Annotated in this window: 23 protein-coding genes and 1 pseudogene; 9 read left to right on the forward strand and 15 right to left on the reverse strand. The window is 64.0% G+C overall.

The genetic code is table 11. From position 1 onward, the window contains the following. The first annotated feature begins 353 nt into the window (after nucleotides 1-353). Both ABID26_RS08185 and ABID26_RS08190 read left to right on the forward strand, forming a co-directional pair. Nucleotides 354-761, forward strand: a complete 408-nt coding sequence (locus ABID26_RS08185; protein ID WP_292298746.1) for a Kazal-type serine protease inhibitor domain-containing protein — start codon at nucleotides 354-356, stop codon at nucleotides 759-761. 189 nt (nucleotides 762-950) lie between these two features. After that, complete coding sequence (locus tag ABID26_RS08190) at nucleotides 951-2585, forward strand: tetratricopeptide repeat-containing sulfotransferase family protein (RefSeq protein ID WP_292298744.1); 1635 nt, start codon at nucleotides 951-953, stop codon at nucleotides 2583-2585. A gap of 213 nt (nucleotides 2586-2798) precedes the next feature. Here the strand turns inward: ABID26_RS08190 and ABID26_RS08195 are convergent, their stop codons facing one another. From ABID26_RS08195 to ABID26_RS08225, 7 genes are all read right to left on the reverse strand, one after another. Continuing rightward, nucleotides 2799-3152 (reverse strand): DUF1428 domain-containing protein, encoded by a 354-nt coding sequence (locus ABID26_RS08195; RefSeq protein WP_292340225.1) that lies wholly within the window; start codon nucleotides 3150-3152, stop codon nucleotides 2799-2801. A gap of 189 nt (nucleotides 3153-3341) precedes the next feature. Beyond that, the gene (locus tag ABID26_RS08200) at nucleotides 3342-3758 is read right to left on the reverse strand and encodes a VOC family protein (RefSeq protein WP_292298741.1); all 417 of its coding nucleotides are present in this window, start codon (nucleotides 3756-3758) and stop codon (nucleotides 3342-3344) included. Nucleotides 3759-3919: 161 nt separating this feature from the next. Next, a complete protein-coding gene (locus ABID26_RS08205; RefSeq protein WP_292298739.1) occupies nucleotides 3920-4102 on the reverse strand; it encodes a hypothetical protein in 183 nt (60 codons plus the stop codon). A 141-nt stretch (nucleotides 4103-4243) separates the two neighbouring features. Then, nucleotides 4244-5770, reverse strand: a complete 1527-nt coding sequence (locus ABID26_RS08210) for an ABC-F family ATP-binding cassette domain-containing protein (RefSeq protein WP_292343635.1) — start codon at nucleotides 5768-5770, stop codon at nucleotides 4244-4246. A gap of 288 nt (nucleotides 5771-6058) precedes the next feature. Then, nucleotides 6059-6394, reverse strand: a complete 336-nt coding sequence (locus ABID26_RS08215; RefSeq protein ID WP_292304917.1) for a hypothetical protein — start codon at nucleotides 6392-6394, stop codon at nucleotides 6059-6061. A 43-nt stretch (nucleotides 6395-6437) separates the two neighbouring features. After that, nucleotides 6438-9557, reverse strand: a complete 3120-nt coding sequence (uvrB, locus tag ABID26_RS08220; RefSeq protein ID WP_292343636.1) for an excinuclease ABC subunit UvrB — start codon at nucleotides 9555-9557, stop codon at nucleotides 6438-6440. 118 nt (nucleotides 9558-9675) lie between these two features. Then, nucleotides 9676-10932 carry a hypothetical protein gene (locus ABID26_RS08225; protein WP_292301377.1) on the reverse strand — a complete coding sequence of 419 codons (1257 nt, stop codon included), beginning with the start codon at nucleotides 10930-10932 and terminating at the stop codon, nucleotides 9676-9678. Between the two features lie 132 nt (nucleotides 10933-11064). Between ABID26_RS08225 and ABID26_RS08230 the strand changes: the two genes are divergently transcribed. Continuing rightward, entirely contained in the window at nucleotides 11065-12105 is a 1041-nt protein-coding gene (locus ABID26_RS08230; protein ID WP_292301375.1) for a CapA family protein, read from the forward strand. Nucleotides 12106-12166: 61 nt separating this feature from the next. Here the strand turns inward: ABID26_RS08230 and ABID26_RS08235 are convergent, their stop codons facing one another. Continuing rightward, the gene (locus tag ABID26_RS08235; protein WP_292301380.1) at nucleotides 12167-12661 is read right to left on the reverse strand and encodes a YegJ family protein; all 495 of its coding nucleotides are present in this window, start codon (nucleotides 12659-12661) and stop codon (nucleotides 12167-12169) included. A 177-nt stretch (nucleotides 12662-12838) separates the two neighbouring features. Between ABID26_RS08235 and ABID26_RS08240 the strand changes: the two genes are divergently transcribed. Next, nucleotides 12839-13465, forward strand: coding sequence for a hypothetical protein (locus tag ABID26_RS08240; protein ID WP_292301373.1), 627 nt, complete (start codon nucleotides 12839-12841; stop codon nucleotides 13463-13465). Between the two features lie 66 nt (nucleotides 13466-13531). Here ABID26_RS08240 and ABID26_RS08245 read toward each other — a convergent pair whose 3' ends face one another. Then, a complete protein-coding gene (locus ABID26_RS08245; protein ID WP_292301371.1) occupies nucleotides 13532-14053 on the reverse strand; it encodes a hypothetical protein in 522 nt (173 codons plus the stop codon). A gap of 839 nt (nucleotides 14054-14892) precedes the next feature. On the opposite strand from ABID26_RS08245, the gene ABID26_RS08250 reads away from it, so the two are divergent. Continuing rightward, nucleotides 14893-15831 (forward strand): diacylglycerol/lipid kinase family protein, encoded by a 939-nt coding sequence (locus ABID26_RS08250; protein WP_292301369.1) that lies wholly within the window; start codon nucleotides 14893-14895, stop codon nucleotides 15829-15831. Nucleotides 15832-15901: 70 nt separating this feature from the next. Here ABID26_RS08250 and ABID26_RS08255 read toward each other — a convergent pair. The 4 genes and pseudogenes from ABID26_RS08255 to ABID26_RS08270 form a co-directional block, all read right to left on the reverse strand. Beyond that, nucleotides 15902-16825 (reverse strand): annotated as a pseudogene (locus ABID26_RS08255) (NAD(P)-dependent oxidoreductase). Further along, complete coding sequence (locus ABID26_RS08260; RefSeq protein ID WP_292301368.1) at nucleotides 16822-18033, reverse strand: mandelate racemase/muconate lactonizing enzyme family protein; 1212 nt, start codon at nucleotides 18031-18033, stop codon at nucleotides 16822-16824. The pseudogene ABID26_RS08255 and the gene ABID26_RS08260 overlap by 4 nt, the downstream one beginning before the upstream one ends. Next, nucleotides 18030-19646, reverse strand: coding sequence for a GMC family oxidoreductase (locus ABID26_RS08265; protein ID WP_126098807.1), 1617 nt, complete (start codon nucleotides 19644-19646; stop codon nucleotides 18030-18032). The genes ABID26_RS08260 and ABID26_RS08265 overlap by 4 nt, the downstream gene beginning before the upstream one ends. 131 nt (nucleotides 19647-19777) lie before the next feature. Further along, on the reverse strand, nucleotides 19778-20068 hold the full coding sequence (locus ABID26_RS08270; protein WP_126098808.1) for a hypothetical protein: 291 nt from the start codon (nucleotides 20066-20068) through the stop codon (nucleotides 19778-19780). Between the two features lie 89 nt (nucleotides 20069-20157). On the opposite strand from ABID26_RS08270, the gene ABID26_RS08275 reads away from it, so the two are divergent. Both ABID26_RS08275 and ABID26_RS08280 read left to right on the forward strand, forming a co-directional pair. Beyond that, nucleotides 20158-20553 (forward strand): acyl-CoA thioesterase, encoded by a 396-nt coding sequence (locus ABID26_RS08275; protein ID WP_040970919.1) that lies wholly within the window; start codon nucleotides 20158-20160, stop codon nucleotides 20551-20553. Nucleotides 20554-20668: 115 nt separating this feature from the next. Beyond that, the gene (locus ABID26_RS08280; RefSeq protein WP_126098809.1) at nucleotides 20669-20872 is read left to right on the forward strand and encodes a hypothetical protein; all 204 of its coding nucleotides are present in this window, start codon (nucleotides 20669-20671) and stop codon (nucleotides 20870-20872) included. A gap of 167 nt (nucleotides 20873-21039) precedes the next feature. On the opposite strand, the gene ABID26_RS08285 is transcribed toward ABID26_RS08280, so the two are convergent. Beyond that, nucleotides 21040-21408 (reverse strand): winged helix-turn-helix transcriptional regulator, encoded by a 369-nt coding sequence (locus tag ABID26_RS08285; protein ID WP_126098810.1) that lies wholly within the window; start codon nucleotides 21406-21408, stop codon nucleotides 21040-21042. A gap of 90 nt (nucleotides 21409-21498) precedes the next feature. On the opposite strand from ABID26_RS08285, the gene ABID26_RS08290 reads away from it, so the two are divergent. Further along, nucleotides 21499-22104 carry an NADPH-dependent FMN reductase gene (locus tag ABID26_RS08290; protein ID WP_292301363.1) on the forward strand — a complete coding sequence of 202 codons (606 nt, stop codon included), beginning with the start codon at nucleotides 21499-21501 and terminating at the stop codon, nucleotides 22102-22104. 58 nt (nucleotides 22105-22162) lie between these two features. Here ABID26_RS08290 and ABID26_RS08295 read toward each other — a convergent pair whose 3' ends face one another. Next, nucleotides 22163-22654, reverse strand: coding sequence for a winged helix-turn-helix transcriptional regulator (locus ABID26_RS08295; protein WP_435528555.1), 492 nt, complete (start codon nucleotides 22652-22654; stop codon nucleotides 22163-22165). On the opposite strand from ABID26_RS08295, the gene ABID26_RS08300 reads away from it, so the two are divergent. Then, nucleotides 22653-23633, forward strand: a complete 981-nt coding sequence (locus ABID26_RS08300; protein ID WP_126098813.1) for a quinone oxidoreductase family protein — start codon at nucleotides 22653-22655, stop codon at nucleotides 23631-23633. The genes ABID26_RS08295 and ABID26_RS08300 overlap by 2 nt on opposite strands. Nucleotides 23634-23653: the final 20 nt, after the last annotated feature.

Below are 23653 nucleotides of genomic sequence, written 5' to 3' on the forward strand. Positions count from 1 at the left end.
GAAATGTGATGGTTGCAAGACGGCGCCGCGGGCGGCCGTCAGCGCGCCCGACGCAGGGGCATCGATAGACCCGGCGCCATGACCGGTCATCGGCCAGAAAGGAGCCAGGCATGGGCCAGCGAGAAAGCCAGTCGGCAATAAAGCGCGTCGCGTCGAAACGGACTCAAGCGACGCGCTTTAAGTCTTTGTTTTGATGCATGTCGTTTTCCCAAAACCGCTGCGCACTTTTGGGCGACATGCATTGGATCTTCCGCCCGGGCAATCCACAAGCCGGGGTTGCGCTCGATGTCGAAATGTCGAGTATTGCGCGAGCTGGCGCGGGTTGCGCCTGAACGAGGACCGGGGAGGGACCCATGCGATTTCTAGCGGCAATCGTTTCGCGGCAGGGCTTTGTCGCCCTGCTTCTGTCGGCATTGCTGGCGGCCTGCACCGTCGTGGTCGATGAAGGGCCGCGTCCACGCCCGCCAAGGCCGCATCCGCAACTCTGCACCATGCAATATGAACCGGTCTGCGCACGGCGCGGCGGCGACCGCCAGACCTTCGCCAACGCCTGCCAGGCAGAGAGGGCAGGGTATCGCATCGTGCGCGACGGTCCTTGCCGGGATGGCGGTGGTGGTGGCGGTGGGGGCGGCGAGCAGACCTTCTGCACGCGCGAATACGCGCCGGTCTGCGCCAGGCGCCATGGCGCGGTGCGCACCTTCCCGAATGCATGCGAGGCCCGCGCGGCGGACTATCGCGTCATCGGCGACGGGCCGTGCTAGCGGGGGCCTGGTTTGCGCTCCGTGTCGAGGGCAATCTGCCGGAGCGCCAGCCACACACTTGCATCTCCCGTCCGCTTGGCTTAGGTCCGGCGGGCGGACAAATACGGCAGGTTTCCCATTAACAGAGATCAGAGAAGAGCGGCAAACGCGGGCGGCAAGCCAGGATCGGCGAGCCCGCTCGATCCCTATGTGCAGCGCGCGCTGCAACTGCACCAGGCGGGGCGCCGCCAGGAAGCGGAGTCGCTTTACCGGCAGGTGCTGGGGCAGCAGCCGAACCATGCCGCTGCACTTCATTTCCTTGGCCTTCTCCTGCATCAGACCGGCCGCAGCGAGGAAGGGCTCGACCTCATCGAGCAGTCGGTGACGCAGCAGCCCAGGAATGCCGATTTCCTCAACAATATGGGCACGGTCATGCGCGATCTCGGTCGCGTCGCCGCCGCCGCCGATTTCTTCCGCGGCGCTGTGGACATCCGGCCGGACCAATTGGCGGCGCGCGACAATCTCGGCTCGTCGCTGAAGCAACTCGGCCAGTTCGAGGGCGCCGAGGAGATCTATCGCGGCACGATCGGCCGCAACCCCTTCCATGTTCGCGCGCGCATCGGCCTTGCCGAAACGCTGCAGGAAGCCGGGCGGCTGGACGAGGCGATTGCGCTCTTCCGCGAGTCGCTGTCGATCCGGCCCAAGGATGCGGAGCTGCTCTATGGGCTCGGCGTCGCCATGATGGAGAAGGGCAAGCTCACTGAAGCCGCCGATCTTGCCCGCCAGGCGGTGGCGATCGCTCCCGCCATGGCGAAAGCCTGGCTTTTGCTGACACAGGTCAAGCGCCAGTCCGAGCGCGACCCGGAGCTTGCCGGCATGGAGGCCGAGCACGCCAAGGCGCCGCAGGACAGCCTTGCGCGCATGCAGCTTTCCTTCGGCCTCGGCAAGGCCAATGACGATCTGAAGGACTATGGCCGCGCCTTCGACTATTTCGCCGAGGGCAATTCGATCCGCCGCAAGGGCATCGACTACGATCCGGTGCGGACGCGCGACGAGTTCGAGGCGATGAAGGCGGTCTTCGACAAGGCCTTCTTCGAAAAGCACCGGACGAGCGATATTTCCGACGACACGCCGATCTTCGTCGTCGGCATGCCGCGCTCCGGCACGACGCTGGTCGAGCAGATCATCGCCAGCCATCCGCAGGTCTTTGGCGCGGGCGAGCTCAGCATCCTGAAGACGGTGGTCGGCAAGCAGTTTCCGATGAGCATGCCGGGCGGCTTTCCCTGGGGGATTGCCGAGATGCCGGACAAGGCCTTCGCCGAGGCGGGGCAGGCCTATCTCGACATGCTGCACGGCCGCTACCCGGGCTTCCGCCATGTCACCGACAAGATGCCGGGCAACTTCCTTCTGGTCGGCTTCCTTCACATGATGCTGCCGAAGGCGAAGATCGTGCATTGCGCGCGCGACGCGGCGGCCACGTGCCTGTCGATCTTCAAGGTGCATTTCCGCGGCGACAGCCACCGCTACGGCTACGATCTCGGCGAGCTCGCCGACTTCCATAACCTCTATGCCGACATCATGGCGCATTGGCGCAAGGTGCTGCCCGGCGTCGTGCACGACGTGCGCTACGAGGATTTCGTCGCCGACCAGGAAGGGCAAACGCGAGCATTGATGGCGCATCTCGGCCTGCCCTGGGACGACAAGGTGCTGTCGTTCCACGAGACCGACCGGCCGGTGCGCACGGCGTCCGCCGCGCAGGTGCGCCAGCCGATGTATCAAGGCTCGGTCGATCTGTGGAAGCGCTATGGGGACAGGCTGAAGCCGCTGCTCGACAAGCTGGGCTGATCTTGAGGTGAGGCCGGCCTACGAACGGCGGTTCCCTGCGCTTCCGGCCTTCGCCGGCCGAAGCACTCGCGAGTGGCGCGGCAGCTAAATTAAGGCTACGGCCGGCGTAGGCCGGTGCTCACGTACGTTAAGTACGCTCCGCTCCGGTTCTCGGGAACCACCATTCTCGACTCGGCCTGACCTCAATCTCAACCCAGCTTGGGGTCGCGCTGCTCAAAGCTCGATGAACGGCTGGAAGCCGCCGAAAATCATGCGCTTGCCGTCGAACGGCATTGTCGGCCAATCGGCTTTCAACCGCTCGTCGACCATGATCTTGGCCATGACGGCGTCGCGGCTTTGCCTGTTTTCATAGACGACCCAGGCGAAGACGACGACTTCGTCATCCTTGGCCTGGACGGCGCGCGGGAACGAGGTGATCTCGCCATAGGGCACGTCGTCGCCGATGCATTCGACATAGGCGAGCGCGCCGTACTCCTTCCAGATAGCGCCGGCCTGTGTGGCCATTTTCTTGTAGGCGTCGAGATTTGCCTTCGGCACGGCGAGCACGAAGCCATCGACATAGGACATGGTGATCTCCTTGGTTGGGTGCGGCTCTCCCTTCTCCCCTTGTTGTGGGAGAAGGTGGATCGGCGCGCAGCGCCGCGACGGATGAGGGGTGTTCCAGCTTGGCGCTGCTTACCCCTGATTGCCAGCCGAATTGCGAAGGGCAATTCGGGGCAATCCGACCTCTCCCACAGGGAGAGAGGTAGGACGGGCTCACTTCACCGGCGCGTTCATAGCCCAGGCGACGCCGAAGGGATCCTTCACCTGGCCCCAGCGGTCGCCCCAGAACATGACCTGCAGCGGCGTGACGACTTCGCAGCCGGCGTCCACTGCGCGCTTCCACCAGGTATCGATATCGTCGCTGCCGAGATGGAGCTGCAGCGTGTAGCCCTGCGCCGCCTGATGCGGATGGCCGTGCTCGGGATAGGCGTCGCCCAGCATCAGCGTCGAGCCGTTGACGTAGAGGTGGATATGCATGGTGCGGCCCTTGTCGTCCGGCGGATAGGCAAAGACTTCCTCGGCCCCGAAAGCCTTCTTGTAGAACTCCGCCGCCTTGATGGCGCCGTCGACCTGCAGGTAGGGGGTCAGTCCGCCAAGCACCTTGGCGCGGGGTGGGGTCTGGTCGGTCATTTGCGTGTTCCTCTGCACGGGTTGATTTGGCCTTGCGATCGAAAGACGGACGAGGCGACCGCAATCCTACACGGGTCGCAAAATTTTCTAGAGAGCCGGACCCGGACAGGCCGGGCGACCGGGGAAGCCGGGTGACTATCGCACTAGATGATTGGCCACTCTCAGATGACCTTGCTCGAGAAGGTGGCCACGTGGCGGCTGTTCCGCGTTTCGAGAATTTCCGGAAAACCGATGTCCTTGCGTAGTTCGTCCGGCAGCGAAAGCAGGATGCGTTCGCTGCGGTAGCGGGCGCGCGTCGCCGCATATTGGGTGGCGATGCGGCCGATGGATGACAGTATCGACATGATGAACTCTCCCTGGTTGATGCCGGCATCATCGTGTAGGCATCCCAAGGACGACGGGTACTGCGGCGATCCGACAGATCGCCCAGATTTTTTCTTGTGCCGGAAAGCCGGCCCATTACGGGCCAGCCTTGTTGTGGTCTCTCAGCGCTCCGTCTCGGCAACAGAGCGGAAGAAGTTCTCCGGACTGTCGACTTCGGTCAGCCGCCGCTTCTCGATCAGCCAGAAACGGTTGCCGACCGTGCGGATGAAGGAGCGGTCGTGCGAGGCGAGCAGGCAGCTCGCCTGATGCTTCAGCAACTCGTCCTCCAGCGCTTCCTGGCCGTCGATGTCGAGATGGTTGGTCGGCTCGTCGAGCAGATAGAAGTTGGGGTTGATGAGCCGCAGCACCAGCATCATCAGCCGCGACCGCTGGCCGCCCGACAAGGCGCCGATCTTTTTCTCCTGCATCTCGATGGCGACGCCCGCGCCGGCAAGAAGCGAACGGGCGCGGGGCTCGCCGACCTCGAAGCGGCGCGAGACCATCGCCAGCGGCGTGTCGTCGGCGCCGATGCCCGACAGCGCCTGGTCGCTGTAGCCAAGCACGGTCGACGGCGTCACCTTGATGTTCCGCACCGTGCCGGGGTCGGCGATGGCGGCGCGTATCATCGAAATGAAGCGCGACTTGCCGACGCCGTTGCGGCCGAGCAGAACGATGCGGTCGTCCTGGCAGATATGGCGCTTGCCGCTCCTGAACAGCAGCGCGCCGTCGGGCGTTTCCACCGCCGCGTCGTCCAGCGTGACCAGCACCTTGGCGTGGGTGCCGCGGTTCGCCAGCCTGATCGCGCCGGCCGAGCGCTCGCGATGGGCGGCCACGGCTGCATCCTCCAGCTTCTCGGCCCGCTGCTTGAGCTGCCTGGTTTTCACTGTCAGCAGGTCGCTGCCGGAATTGATGCCGATGTTGTTGAGCTTGGCGGCCTGCCGGCGCAACTGCTGGGCGATTTTCATATCGCGCTCGAACTTGCGCGCCGTCGAGGCGTCGGCCTCGTCGAGCGCCTGCCTGGCGCGCGAATAAGGCAGCGAGAACACCGGCGATTCTTCCGGGCGCAGGAACAGCGTGCGGTTGGTGGTGGCGTCGAGAAAGGCGCGGTCGTGGCTGGCGATGATGACCGGCACCTCGCGCGGCAGGCCGTTGAGCCAGGTTTCGAGCTGGCCGATCTTGGCGAGGTCGAGATGGTTGGTCGGCTCGTCGAGCAGAAGCACGTCAGGATCGGTAACCCAGACGCGGGCGATCAGCGCCAGCCGCTGCCAGCCGCCGCTCAACGCCCGCATCGGCCGGCCGCGCATGTCCTCGGCTACGTCGAGCGAATCGAGTACCACGTCGACGCGCCAGAGCTCGCTGTCGCGCTGCTCGGGCGGCAAGGCATCGGCGACGACTTCATGGAAGCTGCAGTCGAGGAGCGCCTCGGGAATGGATTGCTCGACATGGCCGACACGAAGGCCGCGCGACCGGGTGATCTCGCCGGCGGTAGGTTCGAGTTCACCGGCCAGGCATTTCAGCAAGGTGGATTTGCCGCGGCCGTTTGCGGCGACGATGCCCAGCCGGTCGCCGGCGCCGATGGTGAGGTCGAGATTGTAGAAGAGCGGCGCACTCGTGGTGACGCCGAGGGATTTGAGGCTGATCAGGGCCATGTCGATTTCTCTGGTCTGCCCGGAGGAACTCCGGCTGGTGCACTTTAACGGTGCGCAGGCAGGCCATCAGGCCGAGCTCAGCGGCACCACGAAGGGCAGACCAAAAATCGAAGCGGGGAAATTTCCCGGACCGTCCTGGTCAGCCCTGCAAGCAAGCTCGCAGGGCACAGACAGGGCCGCGCTGACGGTGGTGATAGAAATACACGCAGCCCTCCTTTGCAGATGTTCGAGTTGGGGGACTGGGTACACCGAGGGAGGGCAGGAGGCAAGCGGTCGGCAGGCAGCAGGTCAGACAGACCTCAGATGGCCACCATTCACCCCGTACTCCTCGTTCAAGTCCAGTAAGAAATGGCCGAACACCGCTCTTTTGCCGAGATCGACGACGATGACCAGAAGCGTATTGAAACGGCCGGTGCCGATCAGAACCTGATCGAACCGGCTTAGCGCGTCCCGATAGACATAGTGGACGTCGTTCAAATAGGGCAGACCGATTTCATCCAAATCCAACGCCTCGACATATGGCCATATGTCGACGTCGGCCTCCGCGGTGGCGGTGACGTTCCGCATCGGCTCCGCGAAACAGGCCTTGAATTCGTCTTCCTGAAGTCTGCGAACAACGACCATCGGGCCAGTCTAGATGCCGTTCGAACATATCCGCAACAGCGTGCTACTGCCCCGGCCGCCCCGTCTTGCCAGGCCGGCGTTTTTGACGGCGCTCGTCGCTCGGGTCTTCGTAGGAGCCGATGCCGGAGCGCTGACGGACGATTGGTTTGTCTTCTCGCTCCTTCGCGCTCCGTTCGGTCTCGCCAGGTCCCGAGATCGGCTGCGGCCTCGCCGGCTTCTTTCCTTCGACGGGTTTTTCGGTGCGGCGCACCGTCATTTCGTCGAGCGAGTTCTTCCGGAACAACGGCTTGGTGCGATCGCCGGGGATGCCGAAGTCGGAGCCGTGCGCTTCCTGAGCGCTCTGCTTCTTGAACAGCGAGCGCGAAACAGCGCCCGACGGCGTCGGCATATCGGTGCCGGGTCCCATGTCGTCGATCGACGGCTTGGCGAACAGCGCCTTCCTCACCGGCACGGCGCCGTCGGCGCCCATCTCGTCAAGATGCGGCTTGCGAAACATGTTGGGCCGGGCAGCCTTGGCCGCCTCTTCGGCGGCACGTGCCTCGTCGAGCCTGCGGAAACGCTCCTGTTCCTCGGCCGTACGGTGTCTGGCCACGCCCTTGTTGTGCTTGCCCTTTTCACGGCCTGAGGCGGGACTTTGGCTTTCCACCTCGCGCGCCAGCGGGTCGTCGGAGATGGCAAGCTCCATCTCGCGCAGCCGCTTGATCTCATCGCGGATGCGGGCGGCCTTCTCGAAGTCGAGATTGGCGGCGGCATCGCGCATCTGCTTGTCGAGCGCCTCGAGATGGGTCTTCAGATTGTTGCCGATCATGGCGCCGGCATCGTCGGTGAACTGCGAGATGTCGGCGCGCACATGATCCTTCTCGTAGACCGAATCCAGAATGTCGGCGATGCGCGACTTGACCGATTCCGGCGTGATGCCGTTGGCCGCGTTCCACTCCATCTGCTTCTCGCGGCGGCGGTTGGTCTCGGCCATCGCCCGCTCCATCGAGCCGGTGATCTGGTCGGCATAGAGGATGACCTTGCCGTCGACATTGCGCGCGGCGCGGCCGATGGTCTGGATCAGCGAGGTTTCCGAGCGCAAGAAACCTTCCTTGTCTGCGTCTAGGATGGCGACGAAGCCGCACTCCGGAATGTCCAGACCTTCGCGCAAAAGGTTGATGCCGACCAGCACGTCGAAGGCGCCGAGGCGCAGGTCGCGCAGGATCTCGATGCGCTCCAGCGTGTCGATGTCGGAATGCATGTAACGGACGCGGATGCCGTTCTCATGCAGGTACTCGGTGAGGTCTTCCGCCATGCGCTTGGTCAGTACCGTGACCAGCGTGCGATAGCCCAGCCTGGTCGTCTCGCGGATCTCGCCGACGACATCGTCGACCTGGCTCTTGGCGGGGCGCACCTCGACCGGCGGGTCGATCAGGCCGGTCGGGCGGATGACCTGCTCGGCGAAGACGCCGCCGGACTGCTCCAGCTCCCAGCCGCCCGGCGTCGCCGAAACCGCGACCGACAGCGGGCGCATGGCGTCCCATTCCTCGAAGCGCAGCGGCCGGTTGTCCATGCAGGAAGGCAGGCGGAAACCGTACTCCGCCAGCGTCGCCTTGCGGCGGAAGTCGCCGCGATACATGCCGCCGATCTGCGGCACGGTGACGTGGCTCTCGTCAATAAAGATCAGCGCATTGTCCGGCACATATTCGAACAGCGTCGGCGGCGGCTCGCCGGGCTGGCGTCCGGTGAGATAGCGCGAATAGTTCTCGATGCCGGCGCAAGAGCCGGTCGCTTCCAGCATCTCAAGGTCGAAGCGGGTGCGCTGCTCGAGCCGCTGCGCCTCCAGCAGACGGCCAGCCTTTTCAAGCTCTTGCAGGCGGTATTGCAGCTCTTCCTTGATGGACTTGATGGCTTGATTCAAGGTCGGGCGCGGCGTCACATAGTGCGAGTTGGCATATATCTTGACGCTCTTCAGCTCACCCGTCTTCTGGCCGGTCAGCGGGTCGAACTCGGTGATCGCCTCGATCTCGTCGCCGAACATCGAGATGCGCCAGGCGCGGTCCTCGAGGTGGGCGGGGAAGATCTCGATCGTGTCGCCGCGCACGCGGAAGGAGCCGCGCACGAAGTTGACGTCCTGGCGCTTGTACTGCTGGGCGACGAGGTCGGCGAGCAGAGCGCGCTGGTCGAGCCGGTCGCCGACCTGCATCTGGAAGGTCATCGCCGTATAGGTCTCGACCGAACCGATACCGTAGATGCAGGAGACCGAGGCGACGATGATGACGTCGTCGCGCTCCAGCAGCGAGCGCGTCGCCGAGTGGCGCATGCGGTCAATCTGTTCGTTGATCGAGGATTCCTTCTCGATATAAGTGTCGGTGCGCGGAACGTAGGCCTCAGGCTGGTAGTAGTCGTAGTAGGAGACGAAATACTCGACCGCGTTGTCGGGGAAGAATTTTTTGAACTCGGCGTAGAGCTGCGCGGCCAGCGTCTTGTTGGGCGCCAGGATCAGGGCAGGGCGCTGCGTTTCCTCGATCACCTTGGCCATGGTGAAGGTCTTGCCCGAGCCGGTGACGCCGAGCAGCACCTGGGTGCGGTCGCTCTGGTCGACGCCTTCGACGAGGTCCTTGATGGCGGTCGGCTGGTCGCCGGCCGGCTCGAAATCCGACACCATCTTGATCGCGATGCCGCCTTCCGACTTTTCCGGCCGCGCGGGACGGTGCGGCGTCCAGAGTTGACCGTCCTTGTGCAGCGGGTTGCCGGATTCGATCAGCGCCGACAGCGCCGCTACCGTGGCGGTGACACCGCTCGAGGAAACCGACTCGGCGTCCTCCAGACTGATGTCGAGACCGGCCACCGGGTTGAGGCCGGCGGCCGCGCGTTCCTTCGCAGACGCCGCGCCGCCCATTGACGTGCCGCGCGCCGTGCGACCGGGCGCGGACGAGCGTTCGGGGATCTTCTTCGGCGCCTTTGCCTTCGGCTGCTTTTCCGCCTCGCGCTCGATCTGCCCGGCCCAATCGGAGATCGAGCCGGTCAGCGGCGCGCCGGAGAACTCGCTCTGCGGCGCCTCGGCAAAGCCGCCCGGCCTCAACGGCTCGGCAGCGTCGAGGAATTCGGTCAGCGGGCTGCGCCGTTTCGGCGCGCCCTCTTGCGCCGGCGAGGGCGTTTTCTTGTCGGTGCGTTTGGCCATGGCCCGAATATGGGAGGACTCGGCCGAAATGGAAAGAGCGGAGTGAAGAGGCGGGTGTCGCCGGCGGACGCTGCTGACAGAAGGCTGTCAGGAGGCATGTCGCACGCTTCCCTCCCCTTCAATTGAACCACAGCGCGAAAGTCAAGAATCCGGCGCCGCCGAACTCGCGCTGGATCTGGTCGAAATCGTCGCTGGTGAGAATTTTCCCGCTTTCGAGATAGGGCGCGATGGCGGGGCCGGTGATCGACAGCACGAGGTCGAAAGGCTTCGGCTCGTCGAAGAAGCGCTTCATGTTGATGCCCTTGCCGGCGATGCGGAAATGCGGCAGCAGCACGCGGCCTTCGAGAAGGTCTTCGGCCGTATCAAGCGCGGCCAGCCAGGCCTGCACCTGCTCCTCGCCGACCTCGAGGCCGGTGAGCGGATTGATGCCCTTCTGCTGCGGTCCCGGCAGCCATTCGCGGTCGTTGTCGGTTTCAGCGCGGATCGCCTTCCAGTCTTCGCGGGAAAGCCGGATCATCTCCAAAAGGTGACGGCGCGCGGCCTGCCGGCGCTCCGGCTCGACCACCGGCCAGTTGACGAGATGCACCAGCGAGATGAAGTCGGCGAAGCGCCATTCGGAGGCGAAGATGCTGCCGCTCATCCCGCCGTCCGGCGGCACCAGCGTATCCTGCAGCGGCAGTTTCGCGCGCGGGAACAGCATGTGGAAGGAGCCGTCGAACATGGTCTTGAAATCATGCGCCAGCCAGAAATCGGCCTGCGCCATCAGGAACTCGGCGTAACCCTGCAGCCAATAGCCGTCGGCGCGGTCGAAGCGGAAGGTAAGCTGCGGTGCGCCATCCCTCGTGTCGATGCCGCCGCGTGAGAGCGAGGCCATGATCGCGCCAATGCTTTCGTCCGGCGCGATGTTGCCATCCTCATTGAGATCGATGCCGGCATGGATGAGGTCGACCACCAAGCCGATGTCGGCATCAGCGGGCACCGAGCCCAGCGTGGCGGCGGATTTCTCCAGTCGGTCGCGGAAGGCGACCAGGATGGCGCGGAATTTTTCATAAGTGAGCGGCTCGGGATTGGGATTGTCCGGCACCGGAAGCCGCATCAGCGGCAACACGAAGGATTGCGGGCTCTCGAAGCCGTGGCGGTGGAGCCCGCTGGCCAGGATTTCCAGCGCGGTGAAGAATTCGCCAGCGCCGGCTGCATAGGCCGATGCCGGATCGCCCGGTGCCGCCGCTTCCAGCGCGGACAGGGCGGTGTTCCGCTCCGAAACGGATTTGGCCTCGAACAGGGTTTTTGCAGCTGCCGGCATTTCCGCGGCGACCGATGAGATCGGCAGGCACAGAAACAAGGCTGCAGCCACCAGGCCGGCAATGCGCGTCATCGTCATCCTCCACTCACAGTGCAGCGACCATACACCTGTTGGCCGACGGCGTCCGCTCTGAGCGGGGCCATGAGACCGGCTTCAACCGATCCCCGGAACGGTCTACACACAGGACAAACGAATGGGCATCGCGTGTCGAACTATCCGCTTTCCTACAAACTGTCCTGGCTGCCGCGATTCCTGAAACCGTCGCTCGGCGGCGACAGGAACGGTTTCGCGGCGCCGGCGGCGACGCTGATCGATCCGCCGCCGGCGCAGACGGTGCGGCTTGCCTTCATCGGCGACATCTCGGCGGTCGCCAATCGCACGGCTCCGGAATGCGACCCCGCGATTGCGGCGCTGCTCGGCTCCGCCGATCTCGTCGTCGGCAATTGCGAAAGCCCGATCGTCGCGCGGCCGAGCGCAGTGATGGGCACGCGGCTCGGCACCCATCACGCCATGACCGAGCGTTTTTTGGCGGACGCGCTCGCGGCCGTCGGTATTGTCCGCGACAAGCTCGTGCTGTCACTCGCCAACAACCACATGCTCGACCAGGGTGTCGCCGGCTTCGACGAGACGGTCGTGGCGCTGAAGGGGCTCGGCATTCGCACCATCGGCACGACGATTGGCGGGCCGGTCCAGCACCATGCCGCCGGGCCGCTGACGATCGGCTTTGCCGCCTTCACGCTTTGGCGCAATGCCGGTGAAGCCGATTTTCGAGCGCGTGTGTCCATGAAGAGCGATCCGGGTGAATGGCCGCGCGGGCTTAGCGAGGGCGTCGCTCTTTTATGCGCCGTGCCGCATTGGGACTGGGAATTCCGGCATTTTCCGAGGCCGGCAACGCGGGCGCTGGCCCGGCGGCTGGCAGAGTGTGGTGTCCGACTGATTGCCGGCCACCACGCCCATGTCGTACAGCCGGTCGAGCGCATCGGCGACAGCCTCGTCGCCTACGGCCTCGGCGATTTCCTCGGCACGGCCTTTGCCAGGCAGCCATGGCCCGGCCGCATAGGCTCGATTCTCGTCGTCGACGTCAGCGCCGAGAGCGACACACTTGGCAGGATCGCTACCTACAAACTGTACCCCTTCATGCGGTTGCGCAGGGGCCCTCATGAGCAGCTGGTGCCGGTAGAGGTGCTGGAGAGATCATTGAAGCGGAAGGTTGCGGAACGCCTGAGCGCGATCTTTCCCGGCTGACAAGCCGACTGTTGACCGATCCCTGCCTGCCCACTGCATAGGCATGGCGCGATCATGCTGTTCAACAATCGAAGCCGTATTGGGCGCGCATGTAATCCGCCTCTTCCTTCGACATTTGCTTGAACATCACGCAGACGGTGAAGCTGCCGACCTGGCGACCATTTTTGGTGTATCCCCAGTCGGAAATATCATCCCTGGTGAATTCGATGTTCTGGCCGAAGACGACGTTGCGGACGAGTTCCGGCTCGTTCGCCAATATGCCGACAAAGCCGTTGGCGGTCCGCTTGAAGGGGATGACCCAGAAATGCTCCGTCACATTTCCGTCGACGACCATGACCTTCAACTTGAATTTGTCGGTTCCGGGCGGCGGCGCTTCGGACAAAGCCAGGAAGTCATCCAGGCTGGATCGTGCCTTTGCGATCGCCGCCGCCATATCGGCGTCGTCCGGGGCGACCATCACCGTCTTGTCGTCACTGTTATCGGTGCCTTGCGCCTGAACATGCAAAGGAATGAGCGCCAGCAGCAGGCAAAGCGCGGCGCGAACGGCAAAGGTCATGAAGCCCCCCAACTCCAGATAGGCCGCTATCTTCACGCAACGCGCCGGCATTATCAATCGACGCCTTCAGAGTGGTCACGCTATCTGTCATGAGCGAATGATAGGTGGTGAGCAGAGCGACTTCGGCGTCGCGCGACCGGCGAAGCTTGGAGTGGAACTGGTTTGGAGGAACAGGACATGCGACTGAGACTTGCGGCTACGGTGCTCGCCACGATCCTGCCTTGCGCCGGGCTCGCCCGCGCCGAGGACCTGAAAGCCTTCAAGCTGACGATCGACGGCGTGACTGTCGACATCGATCCCGGTGAGGACGCGAACGTCACCTTGCCCGGCGGCCGGACGGCCAAGGTGAGGCTCGACCGCAACGACTTCGCAACCTTCTCGGGCGGCACTTTTTCCTTCGTCCATCCGAGCCGTATCTCCGTCACCGAGACCGACCTCGGCGACAGCACAACGCAGTACCTGGCGGCCTCGGCGCTGGGCACCATCGTCGTGGTGCAGGAATACGGCAAGATGAACCCGGTATCGCTCGACCAGTTGATGCTGCAGGAGATGACGAAGGAATCGGTTCAGGCGGGCGGGACGCTGACGCAGCAGCCGACGACCCGCAAGCTCGCCGACGGCAGGCAACTGACCGGCATCAAGGCCACCGTGAAGACACGGACCGACAGCGCCGATTTCGAGATCGTCGGCTTCGGCCTCGCCGATCAGGGGCTGCTGTTCATCACGCGCATCGGCGACCAGGACGCGGCAACCGAGCAGCCGATGATCGACAAGTTTTGGGAGACCCTGAAGGTCAGGCTTTAGAGGTGGACTTTTTGTTTTACGCAGTTCCGGACGGAAAACCGCTTCACGCTTTTCCTGGAATTGCTCCTACAGCCCGCTCGGCACGAGTCCCGTCAGCCAGTTTGCCGACCGCTTGGCCATGTCGACCGTCGCGGTCGCGGCGCGGCCGAGATCGGTCTTGACCACGGCATAACCGGCCTTGGTGCGGTAGAGCACGGCGCTGCCGCCGTCGACCGCGCTCTCGAAGGCGACCGGCCGCGCGGCTTCCGTCTCGCTGGCCGTCACCGTCTCGCCGACCGGGACGCTGGGACGATGGCTGAGCTCGGGCGGCAACGGAGCGATGGTTTCGACGGTGCGGTTCATCGGCCTCAGCTCCGGCCCGGACGCTTTCGCGGCGAGCTCCGAGGTCGATGCCGAGCCCTTGGTGCGGCAGATGCCGGAAACCAGCGGATAGTTGAAGTTGCGCTGATGCAGCATCTGGCTCTTCATCGCCGCCTCGCAGTCGGCGATCGTCGCCCATTTGGCGGGCGTCTCGCCGATATATTCGCAGAGCTTGGCGTCGCAGTCGCAGCCGACGATGGTCATGGCGACAAGGGCGGTCTTGATCACGGTCCTGTCCCTTTGAATTCGTTCCCAGGCCGATCAATCGCCGGGGAACAAGGCGGGATTTGGCCGCGATTGTGAATTGTGCATGACCGCGCGTTACGGAAGATTGCTTGGCTTGCGACTGTGGCCGGAAAACATCAGTTGCAGCGCCGGAAAGATGTGTTGAAGCGGCAGCCAAAAAGACAGTCGGCGCTGGGATTTCTCCCAGCGCCTCCCTGTCAGATCAGGAACCAGTCGCGGCAGCAACTTCCGTAAAGTCGTCGCGCCAAGCCGGCCTTGATTTTGACGGTCCTGCCAGTCGCCACCCGAGGGGCAGCGCCCGTTCCGGACCACGCCGATCTCCACCCTTGCGGGCTTCGCCCAGCGTGCCATCGAAGGTTTTCACCGGCCTTCATGGCAGCATCGGTCCGCCGTTGGCGTTCGCACGCTTTCCGCGGCCCCGCCGACATCCGTCCCTCCAACAGGCGAACCTGCTCTCGTTCCGGCTCGTACGGGCCTCAGGAAATCCGCCTTGCGCTTTGCCTTTCGGCGAGGCGTTCGGTAGCCGCCTGAGATGGGTTCAATGTACGCCGGGTAATGGCTTTGCGGAATACACGCGAACCTGTGGATAGCGGGATTATCGGGGATCGACGTGACAAGTCCCTGAATTTGCGGCCCAAACCCCTTAGACAGCCTGCCCCGCCATTTGCGTGACCCTTCGAACGATGGAGCCTTGCCCCGCCGACCGGCCCGGGTTTCAATGCCGGCAAAGGACTGTTGGCTCAGCTTCGGCTCTTGTCAGATCTATGTCGCTGTCCAAAACCGCCGTCCAGGTTGGGCGGCATGCCTCGGGGGAGGTCGGATTGAAGGTCGGGGTGGTTCTCAATCCGATTGCGGGAGGCGGCAAGCTGAAGCGTCATTGGCCCGAGGTTGCCGCATCGCTCAAGAAGCATTTCGGTGAATTCGATCTGCGCGAAACGCAAACCAGCGGCGATGCCGAGCGGCTGGCGATCGACCTCGCGGTCGATGGCTGCAACCTGGTGATTGCCGCCGGCGGCGACGGCACGGCCAGCGAGGTGGCGGACGGGCTGCTGCAGGCAGAATTCGAGACCGGCCGGACGAGCGAACTTGGGCTGCTGCCCTGCGGCACCGGCATCGATTTCGCGCGAGGGCTGGGCCTGCCGGACGACATCGAGGAAGCGCTGGCGCGCATCGCCGGCGCCAGCGCGCGCAAGATCGACGCCGGACGCATCAGCTATATCGACGACCACGGCGCGCTGGCCAGCCGTCATTTCATCAACATCGCCAGTCTCGGCCTATCAGGCGCCACCGATCGCGCGGTCAATGCCGACAAGCGCAAGGGCCAGGTCTCGGTCAAGGCGCTGTTCTTCTGGCGCACGGTGCTGGAGTTCCTCCGCTACCGCTTCCAGGAGGTCAGGATCACCATAGACGACGGCGAGCCGATCGAGGCGCGCATGGCGCTGGTGGCGGTCGCCAACGGCAAGTTCTTCGGCGGCGGCATGATGATCGCGCCCGACGCCGATCTCTCCGACGGCCAGTTCGACATCGTCATCGTGCGGGCGCAGAACAAGCTCGGGCTGATCCGGGACATCCGGCTGCTCTATGGCGGGCGCCACCGCAACCACCCGGCGATCACCATACTGCGCGGCTGCAAGGTGCTGGTGGAGCCGGTTGGCGATGTGGAGAAGAACGGCGCGCTGGTCGACATAGACGGCGAGTCACCGGGCCGAATCCCTGCGACTTTCGAAATCCTGCCCGGCGCGCTGACGCTGAGATGTTGAATCAACTGCCTTAGGGGTTGATTCCGCGCGTGCGATTAGATGATTGAAATGGCTGGCTAAATTTTGCCGGTTATACTTCAAGCTTGGCCGGAAAACCCGATGCGCGAAGCTCGGCTCCAACGGCATCCTCGAGCAGCTTGACGATCCGCGTCGACCAGGCGTCGCCGCCATAAGCTTCTTTGCCTTGCTCGAAAATCGCGTTGACACGGGTTGCCAGATCGAGCGGCACGCCGAAATCCTTGCCCATGGCAAGCGCGAAGCCGAGGTCCTTCAGCGCCAGGTCCATGGTGAAGCCGATGTCGTAGGAGCCGTTCAAGACGAGCTGGCTTTCGGTCTCGTGCACGAAGCTGTTGCCGGAGGAGGCGACGATCGCATGATAGGCTTGGGCGAGATCGAGTCCGCCTTGCTTGGCCAGCATCAGTGCCTCGCCGGCGGCGACCAGATGGATGAAGGCCAGCATGTTGGTGATGACCTTGATCACCGCCGCCGAACTGACCGGACCCATCAGGAACGATTTTGCGCACATCGCCTCGATTGCAGGGCGATGCCGTTCATAGAGTGCGGCGTCGCCGCCGACCAGCGCGGTTATCTTTCCAACCGCGGCCAAATGCACGCCGCCGGTGACCGGGCATTCAAGCGTCTCGACGCCCTTCGCCAACGCCAGCGCCGACAGCCGCAAAATCTCGTCGCGGCCATTGGTCGACATCTCGATTCAGGTGCCGCCAGCGGGCAGGCCGTCCAGCAGTCCGTCAGGGCCGGTCAGCACCGCCTCGCTCACCTTGGGCGAGGGCAGGCAAGTGATCGCGTTGCCGGCGTGGGCGACTGCCTCGGCCGGGCTCCTGGCGGCTGTCGCGCCGAGCGCGACAAGCCTCTCGATCGGCGACGGGTCGCGGTCGAAGACGGTGACGGCGAAGCCGTTGCGTAGCAGGCTGGCGGCAAGGTTGCCGCCGAGATGGCCGAGGCCGATGAAGGCATAGGCGAGGCGCGCGGTCACGGCATCAGCGGCGTCTGCATCATTTGCAGGTGCAATTCCTTGCCGCTGTAAGGATGCGCATCGCAGACCTCTTCGTTGAGCTCGACCCCGAGACCGGGCTCCTTTGATGGGATGACGTTGCCGTCCTGCCATTCGATCTTCTTCTTGAGCAGCGTAGCGTGGAAGCCGTCCCACTGCTTCAGCGATTCCAGGATGAGGAAGTTGGGCAGCGTCACCGCAAGCTGGATGTTGGCGGCGCCGACGATCGGCCCGCAATAACAATGCGGCGCGACCTGGATGTGATAGGCCTCGGCCATGGCGGCAATCTTCTTGGTTTCGAGAATGCCGCCAGAGCGGCCGAGGTCGGGCTGCAGGATGGTCGCGGCGCGGTTCTCGATGACGCGTGCGAACTCCGATTTTGTCGTCAGCCGCTCGCCGGTGGCGACTGGAATGGAGGTGGCGCGGGCGACCTGCGCCATCACCTCGGGCATGTCCGGCGGCACCGGCTCCTCGAACCACAGCGGATCGTAGGGCTCGATGGCGCGTGCGAGGCGCAGCGCGCCGGAAGCGGTGAACTGGCCATGCGTGCCGAACAGGATGTCGGCCCTGGTGCCGACGGCCTCGCGGATCGCCTTGATCATGCGCGCCGAAAGATCGATGTCGATGAGGCGCGGCTGATGGCCGTCATAGGCGGTGTAGGGGCCGGCTGGGTCGAGCTTCACGGCGTTGAAGCCTTGCTCGACATATTCCAGCGCGCAGGCGGCGGCCATGTCGGGATCGTTATAGACGTTCTGGCCGCGCGCATCCTCCGAATGGACGCTGCCGGTGTGCGGATAAAGGTAGGTATAGGAGCGCAGCGTCTCGTGCACCTGGCCGCCGAGCAGCTTGTAGACCGGCTTGCCCGCCTCCTTGCCGATAATGTCCCAACAGGCCATTTCGAGCGCCGAGAAGCAGCCCATGCCGGAGACATCGGGTCGCTGGGTGAAGCCGGAGGAATACACGCGGCGGAACAGGTTCTCGACATCGTGCGGATCACGGCCGATCAAATAGCGCTCGGCCATGTCCTCGATCATCCTGGCCGTGACATGCGCCGAAAAAGTTGCGTTGTAGGCCTCGCCGTAGCCCACCACGCCGCCGTCGGTGGTGAGCTTGACGAAGATGAAATACTTGCCGCCGATGCCGGGCGGCGGGTTGCCGACAACCCAGGTCTTGACGTCGGTGACTTTCATTTCTGATCCTCCAGAACCAGCTCGGCGCCTTTCCATCCGGTGAGGATCGAGGCGGCGTTGGTGTTGCCCGTGATGTTGTCGGGAAAGATCGAAGCGTCGATGACGCGCAGGCCATCGAGGCCATGCACGCGCAGCCGCGGATCGACGACGGCGCGCGAGGCATCCGGTCCCATGCGGCAGGTCGAAACCGGATGATAGACGGTGCCCGAGCGCTTCCTGAAATCCTGAATCAGATCGGCATCGGATGTGATTGACGGACCAGGCAAAACCTCTTCCACAATGATCTCGGCCATGGCCGGCATCGCGGCGATCTTGCGCACGAATTTCACCGCCGCCAGCATCTCGTCGACATCGGCGTTGGTGGAATAGGCGTTGGCCGTGATCCTCGGATAGTCGCGCGGATTCTTCGAGCGGATCATGATCTCGCCGCGGCTCGACGGGCGGCAATTGGAAAGGCCGATGGAAAAGCCGGGCCACGGGTCGGGCGTCAGGATCGGGCGCTCGCCGCTCTTCGGAATGACCGTCGAGAAGGCTTGGAAATAAAGCTGCATGTTCGGCCGCGTCATTGACGGGTCGGTGCGGAAGAAGCCGCCGGCATTGTTCATCGACAGCGACAGCGGGCCCGAGCGCAAGAGGATGTATTGCATGCCGACGAGCAGCTTGCCCCACCATGGACGCAGGATCTGGTTGAGCGTCGGCAGCTTGCCCTTGAAGGTGTAGTTGATGCCGACATGGTCCTGCAGGTTGGCGCCGACATTATCGTTGGCGTGGACGACGGGGATGCCAAGACCGGTGAGCAGCGCCGAGGGGCCGACGCCGGAGAGTTGTAGCAATTGCGGCGAGTTGACCGAGCCGCCGGACAGGATCACCTCGCGGGCCGCGCGGACAGTTTTCTTCTCACCATTCAGCTCATATTCGACGCCGACGGCGCGCTTGCCCTCGAACAGGATTTTCGTCGCGAGCGCGTTGGTCTCGACGCGGACGTTGCCGCGCTTCATGGCCGGGCGCAGGAAGGCCCGCGCCGCGGACATGCGGCGGCCGTTCCGGGTGGTGATCTGGTAGACGCCGACACCTTCCTGCGAAGCGCCGTTGAAATCCGGATTGAACGGCAGCCCGGCCTGCTGTGCGGCCGCCAAATAGCGCTTCGTCAGCGGGTGCACGGCGTTCGAGCAATCGGTGATATGCAACGGGCCGCCGACGCCGCGCCATTGGTCCGCGCCGGCCTCATTGTCCTCCAGCGCCTTGAAGGCGGGCAGCAGCTCGTCATAGCTCCAGCCCGGATTGCCGGCGGCGGCCCAGGCGTCGAAATCCTCGCGCGCGCCGCGGATAAAGACCATGGCGTTGATCGAGCTCGATCCGCCGAGCAGCTTGCCGCGCGGCCAGTGGTCGGCATTGTTGCTGAGGCCGGGATCAGGCTCGGCCTTGTAGTTCCAGTTGACGGCCGGATCGAAGAAGGTCTTGCCGTAGCCGAGCGGCATCTGGACATAGAAGCGGCGGTCGCTTCCGCCCGCCTCCAGCACCAGCACCGAAAAGCGGCCTGAGGCCGAGAGCCTTTCGGCAACAACCGAGCCGGCCGAGCCGGAGCCGACGATGATGAAGTCATATGTCTGCATGATGCGCGGGCGGCTCCGAAATCCGGGGCTTACCCTAGACACTGCCGGCTGACGTCGTCGCCGGGGCTTCCGGCATGGCTTGTGAAAAAAGCGACCGGCGTTCGTGTCGGAATCGCCCCGGAAGTGCTGGTTTAATCGACAGGCTGGCCGGCTTCGTCGGTAACCGACAGCCGGGCGACCTGCGTGAGGAAATGTTCTTCCAGCAATTGTTCGATCACTGCAGCGGTACGACGCACGCGCCGCTTCGAGCGAACCGGTATGGTGAGTTGCGACGAGACGCGATCCACATCGTCGAGCGAAAGCGACGCGAGTTCGTTCGATCGCAAGGCGCGATAAAGGTCCTCGGCGAATATCCAGATCTTGAAGTTGAGATCGTGGTCGCCCGGCGTCGTCTCGAAATCGATGAGGATGCGACGTGCCATACAAGCTCTCCAACCTGCCGTTCCGGCGTTGACCATTCATCCCGTGATCGCTACGCAATTTCGTCAATCTGGCAAGGAGTTGTCTCCCCATGGTGCATTACGCGGACGGACGGCCGCTTGGCGACCTGACGCTGAGGACGCTGGCCATGCCGTCCGACGCCAATGCGGCCGGGGACATCTTCGGCGGCTGGGTGATGGCGCAGATGGACCTTGCCTGCGGCATCCGCGCGGCCGAGCGCGCCAAGGGCCGCGTGGTGACGGCGGCGGTGAAGGAGATGTCCTTCGCCAAGCCGATGAAGATCGGCGACACGCTCTGCATCTACACGCATGTCGAGCGCGTCGGCCGCACCTCGATGACGCTCAAGGTCGAGGCCTGGGCGCAACGCTACCTCTCCGACCTGATGGAAAAGGTCACCCATGCCGATTTCGTCATGGTGGCGCTCGACGGCGAGGGCAAACCGAAGCCGGTTCCGGCCGAAAGCTGACGAAGGCGATTCTCCAATCCAGAGTCATTTGTAACATCGCCTGCGCGAGCAATGTGCTTCGCGACATCCAATGGTTGCCTTCGCGCTCAATTCTGAGGGTGTTGGAGGAAAGACAATGCGTCAACACATGCTGAACGGCTGGCTGGTGGCAGCCCTCGTCGCCCTGGTCTGCCTGCTCGGCATAACGGCCTATGCCGAGGTGAAAAAAGATCTTCCGCGCACCGCCCAATTGCATGGCAACGGGAGCGTTGAGACGCAGGGCGCGACGCGCGCGATCTGCAATCCAACGCCTTGTGGCAGCACCAGGTCAAAAGCCTGAATGGCTGTCTTTAAAACGCGGTCCTCGTCATCAGAGTCGAGCAGGCGTTAGACTGACATCGCGTCCAATACGACAAGCGGAAAGATTCCAAGATATAGCCGTGCGCGCTTCTTCGGTGGGCAAAGCCTTCCACCCAAGAAACTCAAATCCCTTGTGGTGCAAGGCTTTCAAGCCCGCGTGCCATCAAACTTTGCGCGGGCGGCCTTGACCCTTTCGGTATTCCTGCGCGCCCATTCGCCGAGTGCGCCGACCGGCACCAGCAGCTCGTGGCCGAGCTCCGTCAGCTCATAATCGACACGCGGCGGAATGGTCGGAAACACTTTTCGCGTGACGAAGCCGTCACGTTCAAGACCGCGCAAAGTGCTGGTCAGCATCTTCTGTGAAATGCCGCCGACGGCCGTGCGCAATTCGTTGAAGCGCATCGCCCCGTTGCCCAACTTGCCGACCACCAGAACTGTCCATTTGTCGCCGACCCGTTGCAGGATTTCCGAAACGGCGCGGCAGTCCTCGGTGTTGTGCGGGTGCCTCAGTAACAAAAACGTGCCTCCTTGCGTGGCGATTTGTCAGTATCACATATAGCGCCGGTATCCAAACGATACCAAAAATTCCCGCAAGGAGAGCCCAAGATGTCCAAGCCCAAAATCGCCATTGTCGTCGGTTCGACGCGCGCCGCCCGCTTCGCTGACGTGCCGACGCAGTGGATCGCCAAGATCGCCAAGACGCATGCCGACATCGACGTCGAAGTCGTCGATCTGCGCGATTTCCCGCTGCCCTTCTTCGACGAGGTCGCATCGTCAGCCTGGGCGCCGTCGCAGAACGAGGTGGCGCAGCGCTGGCAGAAGAAGGTCGCCGAGTTCGACGGCTTCATCTTTACCACCGCCGAGTACAATCATGGCCCGACCGCCGTGCTCAAGAACGCGATCGACTATGCCGCCAATGAGTGGAACAAGAAGCCGGCCGGTTTCGTCGGCTACGGCAGCGTCGGCGGCTCGCGCGCCGTCGAACAGCTCCGGCTGCATGCCGTCGAGCTGCAGATGGCGCCGGTCAAGTCGGCTGTCCACATCGCCTGGGGCGATTTCCTTGCGGTTCGCCAGGGCGAAAAGAAGCTCGAGGACATCGAGCATCTGAACCAGGCTGCGGCCGCGCTCGTGAACGACGTCGCCTGGTGGGCGAAAGTGCTGAAGGCGGCTCGCGCTGCCGATGCGATTGACGCTGAAGCCAAGGCGGCTTGAGCCGTCGATCGAGATTATCCTCCCAATGGACAAAGGGGCGGCGCTTGCGCCGCCCCTTTCAATTTGCGGAAGCCTCAGCGGCCTGCCTTGGCCTGATGATGCAGTCGGCAATGTGCTCCCGTTCGTTCAGCTCGTCGGCGTGGTGCTGTCCCCATTGGCAAAGCGCCAAAAGGATCGGCTCGAGACTGAGACCGAGAGGCGTCGCCGAATATTCCACACGCGCCGGGACCTCAGCGAAGATTTCGCGGCTCACCAGCCCGTGCTCCTCCATCTCGCGCAACTGCTCGATCAGCACCTTCTGGGTGATGCCGGGCATCAATGCCTTGAGCGCCGAGAGACGGCGCGGGCCATCGAACAGATAATAGAGGATCACCGCTTTCCAGCGGCCCGAGACAACTTTCAGGGCGCGCTCCGCCGGCAGCATCGGCAGTTTCTTGATTGTGCGGGCCATGGTCACCTCCTGGTGAGAAGCGGACAAATGAGTGTGTAGAAACGACAGCGCAGATAGTGGCAAAGCGCGACCGATGCCATAGCGATCGGAGCTTGCCATGAAAGCCGTTCAGTACAACCGCTTCGGCGGCCCAGAGGTGCTTGAGGTCGTCGACGTCCCGACACCCGTCGCGGGAGCCGGCGAGGTCCTGATAAGGGTCGGGGCCGCCGGCATCAACTTCTTCGAGGTGCTGATGCGGGCGGATCGCTACGCGGCCACACCAGGGCTGCCGATGTTCCCAGGCGTCGAAGCCGCCGGCACCGTCGAGGCAGTCGGCGAGGGCGTGGACCCTCGCCTCCTGGGAAGCCGCGTGGCGGCGCCGCTGTTTGTCTCGGAGCGGCCTTTCGGCGGTCATGCCGAGTATGTGACGATCGACGCCGGCCTGGCCGTGCCGGTGCCGGATGCGCTTTCCTTCGAGGAAGCGACGGCCTTGATGGTGCAAGGGCTGACGGCCTTGCATCTGCTCAGGCAAAGCCCGCCCGCCAACAAGACGGTGCTCATTCCCGCCGCGGCAGGCGGCGTCGGTTCATTGCTCGTCCAACTGGCCCGGGGGCAGGGCGCTAGCCGCATCATCGCGCTGGCCGGCGGCAAGGCGAAGCTCGATTTCGCTTCGTCGCTGGGCGCCGATGTGGCGATCGACTCCAGTGAGGCAGAATGGCCAGCGCAGGTCCGCGAGGCGGCCGGCAGCATGGGGGTCGACATCATCTACGATACGGTTGGCGGCGCGACGACGCCGGCGGCTCTCTCGGCTTTGGCCCCCGGCGGCGCGCTCGTCTTTGCAGCGCTCAGCCGGTTTGCGTTGTCGACCCCAGACCTGGAGGCGATGGTCGGCCGCAACCAGTCGCTCGAGGGGTTCGCGCTGCTGCCGCGTTTGTCTGCCGAGGTGTTGAGAGACAGCTTATCCACCCTGTTCCAGTTGGCGTCGACGGGCCGGCTGCTGGCGACAATCGGAGGCCGCTTTCCACTCGATCAGGCCGGCGAAGCTCACCGCCTGATCGAGGCGCGCCGCTCGACCGGCAAGGTCGTGTTGCTGCCCTAGCCAAGCCACACGCAACTGCC

It is taken from the genome of Mesorhizobium shonense (assembly GCF_040545255.1).
GTDB lineage: Bacteria > Pseudomonadota > Alphaproteobacteria > Rhizobiales > Rhizobiaceae > Mesorhizobium > Mesorhizobium shonense.